The organism is Halobacillus litoralis, assembly GCF_009856415.1.
Taxonomy (GTDB): domain Bacteria; phylum Bacillota; class Bacilli; order Bacillales; family Halobacillaceae; genus Halobacillus; species Halobacillus litoralis_C.
In genome coordinates, this window is sequence record NZ_WMEZ01000005.1 from 245,496 (window position 1) to 252,895 (window position 7,400).

Consider the following 7,400-nt stretch of genomic DNA (forward strand, 5'->3'; position numbering starts at 1 on the left):
TAAAAGAAAAAGCTTCCCTCTTGAGGAGAGAAGCTTTTGTTACTTAATTGATGCCCATCATAGCAAGGAAGATAATCGCAATTGTTGCAATCATCGGAATGAGAAGACCGACTACGAACACATCCTTGTAAGAATCCTTGTGGGTCAGCCCTGTAACGGTAAATAATGTCAACAAAGCACCATTATGAGGGAGAATGGAAGCTCCAGATGCTACCGAAGTAATACGGTGAAAAGCTTCAAGGCTCAATCCTTGATCGACAGCAATATTGTAATATTCTTGCCCGAGAGCTTCGAGGGCAATCCCCATCCCGCCAGAAGCAGAACCAGTAATCATCGCAAGCAGACTGACGGCAAAGGCTTCTGAGAAAAACGGGCTTAGTGGAATGCTGAAAATCAAATCCTTTACGGAGTCAAATCCAGGTGATGCCGTAACAACCGTACCAAATCCGACGGCAGCACTCGTGTTAATGGTCGCCATAACTGAACCAGAAGCGCCGCCATTGATGGCTTTAATGAAATCTTTATAATCTTTCCAATTAAAGATCATGATTAAGATGATCCCGATGAGCAATGCAGCTAAGATACTGATGTCGAATAAGTTCAACGTCAAAACAACAGCGATTAGCGGAATAGTGGAAAGAATCCAATTGGGAAGTTCTTCTTCGTTCACACTTTTAACCTGGTTGTCACCTTCAGGTTCTGTAAATTTCTCATCTTTGTTATTGAGTTGTTTTTCACGGAATTTCAAATAAAAATAACCGCCGACAGCCATAATTAATGCGGCAACAATTCCGAGAATGGGAGCAGCCATCGTGTCTGTCTTAAAGGTGTTGATCGGAATAATGTTCTGAATTTGGGGTGTTCCAGGAAGTGCCGTCATGGTAAAAGTGAACGCTCCGAGTACAAATGTTGATGGAATCAACTTTCTAGAAACATTCGCCTCACGGAACATCGCCACAGCCAGTGGATACACAGCAAAAACCACAACAAACAAACTAACCCCGCCATACGTAAGAATCGCTGCAGATAAAAGCATTCCGAGAATGGCACGTTTCTTACCAATGACACTTGAAATCTTATGGGCAACCGACTGAGCAGCACCCGTATCTTCCATCAGCTTCCCGAAAATCGCACCGAAGAGGAAAATCGGAAAATAATCTTTGGCAAAGTCGACAAACCCTTGCATGTAGGTATCTGTATAAGCAGGAAGGATATCCATTCCGCTTAAAATCGCGACGATACCTGAAACGAGTGGCGCAATCCAGATGATGGACCATCCAAGATAAGCCAAAAGCATAAGTAGTGCGAGTCCAATAAGGATACTGATCATGATGAATCCCTCACTTTATTTAATATCAGTTTTACTTTGTCCAAAACTAAAAAATACATGAGGGATTCCAGATGAATTCAAATGGTTAAAAGAATCTAGCGTTCGTTCCTCCGCTAAAGCTCCCTATTTTTGAAGACTTAGTTTCGAGACTTTTGTTGTGTGGATGGGGGCTGCGGGGAATGGATCGCTTTCCGCGGGAGCGCGGTGAGCCTCCTCGGACTTCGTCCTGTGGGGTCTCACCCTGCACTTTTTTCCCGCAGGAGTCTCGCCATTCCCGCCCCTTTACCACATAAGGTTCTCGAAACCACTTCCGGAATAAGAAGCCTTTACTCACAAGGAAAGTGGAGCAATATGAATTTTCCATAACCGCTATATTGGATGAAAAAGCTTGTTATAGAGCGCTTTATTACTATATATCAGGAATTGTGAAAGACACTCCTACTCGGCAAAGGGGTTCGTTTCTCACCTACTTTAAATGGAGTAGCTTCCCAGCCCCCCTGACGCTCATCCCAAGCAACGAACCCCGAAACATCTCAAAACCGAGTCTTACACAATCCTGCCATATTGTTGAATAAAAAAATCGAGTATAACCTGGGAGGGTTATACTCGATTTTGATATTTATTGATCAGCCTGTATTTCGTAGGCCGGCTGCGATTCCGCTGATGGTAAGAAGAACTTCTGTCAAGATATCTTCGTGATCGTCGACTTGGCGCAATTCCTTAATGAGTTCCACCTGAAGGAAGTTCAATGGGTCGACATAAGGATTACGAAGTCGTACGGATTCTTTGATTGTCGGTTGGTGATCAAGAAGTTCGGCATCTCCTGTGATTTGCAACAAGATGTCTTTCGTGCGGTCGTATTCTTCCACGATGTTTTGGAAAATACGTTCCCCAAGTTCTTGATCATTGACCAGAGCTTTATATTCTTTAGCTGTTTGAATATCCGCCTTAGTCAAGGCCATCTGCAGATTGTTGATAGTAGAGCGGAAGAACGGCCAGTTTTCATACATTTGCTTGAGAATGGCGAGGTTATCGTCACTATCTTCAACATAACTGGCAAGTCCAGTACCAGCAGCGTACCAAGCAGGAATGAGCTGACGGTTTTGTGTCCAAGCGAAAACCCAAGGAATGGCTCTTAAGTTTTCAAATTTGGAACTGTCTTTACGCTTCATTGGACGAGATCCGATGTTCAATTCACTGATTTCTTGTAGCGGTGTTGCTTCGTTGAAGTAAGTTAAGAAATCTGAATCCCCGAATACAAGGGATTGATACTTCTTCAAGGATACATCAGAGATGTCCTCAAGGGCTTGTTCCCAGAGTTCTTCCCGATGATGACCTTGTTCAGATTCTTTAGAAATATTCATGGCACCTTCAAGAAGGGTAGAGGCTCCTTGCTCAAGGCTTCGGTAGGCAATATCCCGCAGCAAGTAACGGGAAGAGAGAACCTCACCTTGTTCCGTAATTTTCACGCCTTCGCCAAGAGTTTCTACTGGTTGAGAAAGTAAGCTTCGGTTCAACGGTCCGCCGCCACGGCCAAGAGATCCACCACGACCGTGGAAGAATTTAAGGCCAACATTGTAGGCAATAGCCATGTCGTGAATTTCCTGCTGCGCTTTGTAAAGTCTCCAGTTCGCTGTTAGTGTTCCGCCGTCTTTACTTCCGTCAGAATATCCAAGCATGATTTCCTGGTGGTTTCCATGCTTGTCCAAGTGTTTGCTGTACACATCCATTTCAAATAGGGTTTTCAAAATGTCAGGACCTGCAACAAGATCGTCGACGGTTTCAAGTAGTGGGGCTACGTTAATATTACTTTCCACTGTACCATCCGCATGCAGACGGTAGATGCCAGCTTCCTTAGCCAATACAAGGACTTCAAGAAGGTCACTTGCTGATTCCGTCATACTGATTAAATAGACCTCAATGGAGCGATCACCGAATTCTTTATGAGCTTTACGAATCATTTGGAAGACATTCAACATTTTTTGTGTCTGTTCAGTATAATCTTCGTTCAATAATGAAATCGGACGTGGATCCTTCAAGACATCTTGAAGTACTTCCAGCTTATCTTTTTCTTCCAGAGAAGCGTAATCTTCGACAATACCGACTTTTTGTAGAAGCTCTGTGACTGCTGCTTCGTGTTCGCCACTATGGTTACGAATATCAAGTGTGGCGAGGTGGAAACCGAATAGTTCCACTTGTCGAATCAGTTTACGCAGCTTTTTAAGTTCACGCTTGTTCGGCTGGTGTGTTTGTGCACTATCACGAATTTGACGCAAATCCTCGAGTAGCTCATCTGCATGACCATAACCAATCTCCGACTTCCCTACTTGTCGCAGGCGTTCAAGGATAATGGCGAATTTTCGTCGGTAAATTTCGCGGTCTACACGCCATTTCTTTCCTTTTGGAAGCAATGGTTCTTCTTTTTCAATTGCGTTTCTCAACTCATCCGTGACGGTCACTTGTGTTGAGGAATGGCTGAATCGCTTCATCAGTTCTACGAGTACCGCATCATACTTCTTCAAGACAAGCTTTCGTTGTTTTTGCAACGTTTCCCATGTGATATCAGGGGTGACATTCGGATTTCCATCACGGTCTCCGCCAATCCAGGAACCAAAACGAAGGAAGTTCGGGACGTTCCAGTCTTCATTTGGATAATGATCTTCCAACCTGGCTTCAAGCTCCTGATGGATATCTGGCAGCACATCAAATAAGGTTTCGTCAAAATAATAAAGGCCGTTGCGCACTTCATCCATGACGGTTGGCTTTCGCTCGCGTAATTCGTCAGTCTGCCAAAGAACCGTCACTTCATTTTGCAGGCTGTCCTGTAAGCTTTCACGTTCACTTTTCGTCAGTTGTGGATGGTCAAGCTTCTTAAGGATCGTGGCAATCCGTTTTTGGATTTCAAGCACCGTCCGTTTCGTAGCTTCTGTTGGGTGGGCAGTAATAATTAATTCCAAAGAAAGCTTGTCCAAAACTTCTTGAATGTCATCCTTAGAAAAGTCATTGTTTTTCAAGTTCTGCACAGCGCTTTCGAGCGAAAATGGTTGAGCACCATGATCTTCGCGCAACTGGTATTCGCGACGACGGCGAATGCGATGATTTTGTTCAGCGATATTAACGAGGTGGAAATAAATCGAGAATGCACGGATAACTTGGGAGCGCATCGGTGGTTCGAGGTTTTGAATCTCATTTTTCAGTTGATTATATGTTGAGGGATCTGGACTCTTCCTCAAGTCTTTCGTTAACTGTCGGATCGTTTCTACTTTGTTTAGTAGTTCCTCTCCGCCGTGGTGGACGAGAATATCACCTAGCATTTTTCCTAATGCATGGATGTCCCGGCGTAAGGGAGTTGTATGATCGTTAGTGTTTTTTACAGTAGTCATACTTTCACCTTCCTGTCAGATCTTTTAAGTAAGATAAAATTGCCTATGTGTTTCATAATGTTATCAGAATAATTTGCATAGTCAAACACTTCGAACCGTGTTACCCTCTATTGTTACCCCGTTATAATCGCAAGAAAAATATGGTAAATACAAGACTGACAAAGCATGTAAGCGTTAACTTATAAACATGCATAAACATACTTCTTTTATTTTAAATTCTTTCCCCACAAAACACAAAATAAAATTCTTAGATGTGTGATATGGAAGAATATGTATGACTTGGTCACCCAATCATTCCCATTAAAAACTGGCTGTAGGAGCGTTCGTGAGGTTGGGTGTATAGGATAAGGGGGAGTATGAAAAAGTAAGAGGGGAGAACTTGTGACGTTCTCCCCTGTTTAAGTGTTATGTATATTTATTGAGACTCATTTCATAAAGGCTCCACCATTCGTCCTCGAAAGGGCGATGGTTTTTGAAATAGCGATCTATAGTGAAACCGGCATTCTCATAACAGCGGATGGCCCCTGTATTGAAGTCGAAGACACCTAATGTCACTGTTTCTAGTTCGAGATGCTGAAAGGCATACGTGGAAATGAGCTGGATCATATGCCTTCCATATCCTTTCCCTCTGTATTCAGGAGATACGATCACTTTTCCAATTCGTCCTTGTTTTTTGTCTTCATCTATACGTCCGATGGAAAGGTGACCGATGTTTTTTTTAAGTCCCTGGTCATAAACTTGGAAAGCTCGTCGGTCCTGTGCATCTTTGTAATCAATCAGTTGCTGGTAGGTTAACGGGAAGTTGAACATCGGACCTCCCCACTGCATAAGGAATCTTGGTGAATCGATCCAGCCGGAGAGTGTTTGAAAGTCCTTTTCTTGAAAAGGGATCAACTGCAGCATCTTCCATCTCCTTTCCTTCTTTTTTCCGATGATACACTACTTTTGAAAAATTATGAAAAAATTCGTGACATTACATCTATACACATGGGATGATAAACTATTGTACAGTTAACGTTGGTAGAGGAGGGAATCTAGTGGCAGATAAAGATAAGGAAAAAGGACAAGAACAAGTCATTGATGAAGCGGTAGGAGAAAAAGAGATACGAAAGTTAGAATTTCGTGGAGGTGTCTTTACTGCTACCATTCCATTAGTGTTTTTCATCATATGGGCAATTGTGTTAAGTGTCACAGGGCTTGTGACTGAACAAGCACTAGTACTAGGAATGGTGATTGGTATTGGCCTTGGTCTATTTTTATGTAAGTCCAAATGGTCAGATTATGCACAGAGTTTAATTTCTGGCATGGCCCAGCCTGTAGGAGTCGTTGCAATCATTGCCTGGTTTTGGGCAGGGATGTTTGCAAACATGTTATCCGCAGGTGGATTAGTCGACGGCCTAATTTGGTTCGGTTTTCAATCCGGACTGGAAGGTGGAGCATTTGTTGGCATCACTTTTCTTTTAGCAGGGTTGTTTTCGACAGCTGTCGGGACCGGTTATGGTACTGTAGCGACTTTTGGTGTGCTGATGTATCCGGCTGGGGTCATTTTAGGAGCGGATCCTGTCATTCTCCTTGCAGCCATATTAAGTGGAGCTGTCTTTGGAGATAACTTGGCACCTGTATCGGACACGACGATTGTTTCTGCGACCACCCAGGATGCAGATGTACCAGGAGTTGTGCGTTCGCGATTCAAATATTCCATCACTGCAGCCATTCCAGCTCTTATTTTATTTGTGATTTTTGGCGGTGGTGGAGAGATGGGCAGTCAGCAAGTAGTCAGTGAGCTTCAAAATGAAGTTTCTCCTGAAGGACTTCTCATGTTAGCTCCATTTGCATTAGTACTATATTTAGCCTTAAGCGGACATCATCTTTTGACGTCGCTATCCTATGGGATCCTGGCAGCTGGTGTCTTCATCTTTCTTTCCGGGCATTCCTTGAAAGATGTGCTGCATATCCATAAGAACGATGCTGGTGAAGCCGTGATTGAAGGGGCATTGATCGATGGGATCAGTGGCTATTTCAATATGGCGATCTTAATTCTGTTCATCTTGGCAGCCGCCTACCTGTTGGATGTTGCAGGTACGATGGATGTCATCAAAAACTTCTTCTTGAAGTTGATTAATAATATGGTTCGTCGAGCTGAACTTTCCATTTTCGGAATCGTCGCTTTCTTGAATGTATTTATTACGATCAATACCGCTGCTGAGATTGCAGCAGCGCCATTTGTTCGTAAGTTAGGAACAGAAATGAACATTCATCCTTATCGAAGAGCCAACTTCCTGGATACGGTCACCTCTTCTCTTGGATACATTTTCCCTTGGAGTGGTGGAGTTTTGCTTGCATGGGCAACAGTCCAGGGAGCAGCCGATCAATACGACTTCTTACCTGTTGTCGGACCTGGAGAGGTGTTTCCGTTCGTCTTTCAAGGCTGGTTGCTGTTGATTGTTATGTTTATTGCGGCATGGACAGGCTGGGGGCTTCGTTACTCCGGTAAAAACGGTGAAGAAGTGAAACCAGAGGATTATGAAAAGTAAAGGATAGGAACAAACCCCCTGAGAAATTGGAGTGACACAGTTAAATAAGACTCAATAAAACACCTAGGCTGCCATTACTCTGAATTCAATTGGAGTTTGGCAGTTTAGTTTTTTAAATGGTCGACAATAATTATAATAATACATGTACGTTTC

At 43.3% G+C, this 7,400-nt stretch carries 4 protein-coding genes; 1 reads left to right on the forward strand and 3 read right to left on the reverse strand.

What is annotated here, in order from left to right; genetic code table 11:
* Nucleotides 1-43 precede the first annotated feature (43 nt).
* From GLV98_RS14145 to GLV98_RS14155, 3 genes are all read right to left on the reverse strand, one after another.
* Nucleotides 44-1,330, reverse strand: a complete 1,287-nt coding sequence (locus tag GLV98_RS14145) for a GntP family permease (protein ID WP_202410060.1) — start codon at nucleotides 1,328-1,330, stop codon at nucleotides 44-46.
* Between the two features lie 626 nt (nucleotides 1,331-1,956).
* A complete protein-coding gene (ppc, locus tag GLV98_RS14150) occupies nucleotides 1,957-4,713 on the reverse strand; it encodes a phosphoenolpyruvate carboxylase (protein WP_160916322.1) in 2,757 nt (918 codons plus the stop codon).
* 405 nt (nucleotides 4,714-5,118) lie between these two features.
* Entirely contained in the window at nucleotides 5,119-5,616 is a 498-nt protein-coding gene (locus GLV98_RS14155; protein ID WP_160916324.1) for a GNAT family N-acetyltransferase, read from the reverse strand.
* A 134-nt stretch (nucleotides 5,617-5,750) separates the two neighbouring features.
* Between GLV98_RS14155 and GLV98_RS14160 the strand changes: the two genes are divergently transcribed.
* Nucleotides 5,751-7,247 carry a Na+/H+ antiporter NhaC family protein gene (locus GLV98_RS14160; RefSeq protein WP_337193758.1) on the forward strand — a complete coding sequence of 499 codons (1,497 nt, stop codon included), beginning with the start codon at nucleotides 5,751-5,753 and terminating at the stop codon, nucleotides 7,245-7,247.
* The last annotated feature ends 153 nt before the right edge of the window (nucleotides 7,248-7,400 follow it).

What these genes read in the sequence shown, in the direction of transcription:
- GLV98_RS14155 (WP_160916324.1), bottom strand. Translation starts at nt 5,616, where the DNA reads ATGCTGCAGTTGATCCCTTTTCAAGAAAAGGACTTTCAAACACTCTCC.
- ppc (WP_160916322.1), bottom strand. Translation starts at nt 4,713, where the DNA reads ATGACTACTGTAAAAAACACTAACGATCATACAACTCCCTTACGCCGG.
- GLV98_RS14145 (WP_202410060.1), bottom strand. Translation starts at nt 1,330, where the DNA reads ATGATCAGTATCCTTATTGGACTCGCACTACTTATGCTTTTGGCTTAT.